Below are 1442 nucleotides of genomic sequence, written 5' to 3'. Positions count from 1 at the left end.
GGCCTCGGCGGTGCCCGCGGCCAGTACGGCGGCGCCGAACCCCCGGCCGCGGACCGTCGCCGTGCTGGCCATGCCGCGGATGCGGAACGCGGCGCCGGCCGGACCGGACGGGTCGGGGAACGGCTCGGGATAGAAGCTGCCGCAGGCCAGGACCTCGGACGCGTCCCCGTCGTAGGCGGCGACGTGGAACGCGCCCGGCGCCTCGTCCTCGGGGAACTCCGCGGAGGCGGCGGGCAGCTCCGGCCGCAGCACCTCCCAACGCAGCGCGAAGATCTCCGGCAGGGGCACCACGGCGGTACGGATTGTCATGGCCGCAACCCTAGCGAGTGTCCGCGCCCGACGGTCCGGGGGTGCGGTCGTCGGGCAGGAACAGCACCGAGTTCACGTAGCGGCGGTGCGGGGCGACGCTGCGCCGCAGCAGCCCGTGCTCCGCGACGTGCGCGGTCCGCGCCTGATGCCCCGCCAGGTCGAACTCCGCCAGCGGCAGCCACTCGCGGCCGGGCAGCACCCAGCCGCCGTAACCGAGCCCGGCCAGCTGCTCGACCACCGGGAGGTACGGCTGGATGCGGGTCTCCAGCTCGACGAAGAGCGCCGGCCTCCAGCGCCGCACGGTCCGTTCGGCACCGCGCAGCACCGCCTGCTCGCTGCCGTCGACGTCGATCTTCAGCAGCCGCACCTCGGACAGGTCGAGCGAGTCCACCGACAGGCACGGGACCTCCAGCCGGGTGCCGTGCACCGCGTCCCGGCGGACCAGCGAGGACACCCCGCGGTCACCGCGGCCCCCGGGCGGCAGCCACAGCGTGGCGCTGCCCGAGTGGTCGGCGGCCGCTGCCTGGATCACCTCGACGTGGGCCGGGGTGGTGGCCCGCAGCACCTGCGCCAGGTGCGGGACGGGTTCGACGGTGACGACCCGATCGGCTCGCCGGGCCAGCCGGCGGGTCCACGGGCCGTACCAGCCGCCGATGTCCACCGCGGTGCCGCCGGGAGGGCAGAAGTCCGCCAGCCGGCGCAGTTCCGGCTCGAAGCGCGGGTACAGGGCGCCCGCCGTCCGGGCGACCAGCCGGGGCGGCAGACGGGGTCCGATGCGGGCGGCGAGCGTCACGGGGTACCCGCCCGCTCGCTGAACCGGTTGTGCTCCTCCTCGCTCACCGGCTCACCGGAGGAGGGCAGCAACTGCGGAATGCCGTCCACCACCGGGTAGCGGCGGCGCAGCCGCGGGTTGTAGAGCGCGTCACCCGCCTCGGACAGGGTCAGCGGGCCCTTGTCCAGCGGGCAGGCGAGTATGCGCAGCAGCGGGTCGTCAGGTGACATTTCTGGAGCCTTCCGTGCGGGGGGAGCGGGGGGTGGCGCTGATGGTTCGGCTGGTCTGGTGGGCCGGGGCGCCCGGCGGCCGGGGCGACGCCCTGCCGTCCGGCGGTTCGGGCCGGTGCGGCTCGGGCCGG

Annotated in this window: 3 protein-coding genes; all 3 read right to left on the bottom strand. The window is 75.9% G+C overall.

Features of this window, described 5'->3' with window-relative positions:
- Positions 1 to 309 (bottom strand): GNAT family N-acetyltransferase (locus ACYVE9_RS26725; RefSeq protein WP_461030473.1); only part of this gene is annotated, 309 nt, incomplete at its 3' end.
- 10 nt (positions 310 to 319) lie between these two features.
- Positions 320 to 1102, bottom strand: a complete 783-nt coding sequence (locus ACYVE9_RS26720) for an FkbM family methyltransferase (protein ID WP_461030472.1) — start codon at positions 1100 to 1102, stop codon at positions 320 to 322.
- Positions 1099 to 1311, bottom strand: coding sequence for a Trm112 family protein (locus ACYVE9_RS26715; RefSeq protein WP_461030471.1), 213 nt, complete (start codon positions 1309 to 1311; stop codon positions 1099 to 1101). Before ACYVE9_RS26715 ends, ACYVE9_RS26720 begins: the two co-directional genes overlap by 4 nt.
- Between the last annotated feature and the right edge of the window lie 131 nt (positions 1312 to 1442).

Source organism: Streptomyces sparsus (assembly GCF_054776295.1).
This window is presented reverse-complemented; position numbering and strand designations above follow the sequence as displayed.

What these genes read in the sequence shown, in the direction of transcription:
- ACYVE9_RS26715 (WP_461030471.1), bottom strand. Translation starts at nt 1,311, where the DNA reads ATGTCACCTGACGACCCGCTGCTGCGCATACTCGCCTGCCCGCTGGAC.